We start from the raw sequence: 258 nt of genomic DNA, 5'->3' as shown, positions 1-258 counted from the left end.
CGGGCCTGAAAGGCGGCCTCGGCCTGAGCGAGTTCGGCGCGGGTGTTGATGCCAATGGTCTCGGCCTCGTCACAGGTCACGACGGCGGCGCTGCGGCCCTGCGCGCGCGCCAGCCCGACGACATCGGTCAGGTAATATTCGCCCGAGGCATTGTCATTGCCCAGCCGCCCCACCAGATCGCGCAACAGCGCCGCATCCACCGCCATCACGCCCGAATTGCACAGTGCTATGGCGCGGGTTGCCGCATCGGCGTCTTTC

At 67.8% G+C, this 258-nt stretch carries 1 pseudogene; it reads right to left on the bottom strand.

The annotated features are described in order from the left end of the window. Positions 1-209, bottom strand: a pseudogene (gene glmU, locus RMT89_RS44040) (bifunctional UDP-N-acetylglucosamine diphosphorylase/glucosamine-1-phosphate N-acetyltransferase GlmU); the annotation flags it as partial. Between the last annotated feature and the right edge of the window lie 49 nt (positions 210-258).

The sequence above is a fragment of the Streptomyces sp. P17 genome, assembly GCF_032436805.1.
Lineage (GTDB): Bacteria > Actinomycetota > Actinomycetes > Streptomycetales > Streptomycetaceae > Streptomyces.
This window is presented reverse-complemented; position numbering and strand designations above follow the sequence as displayed.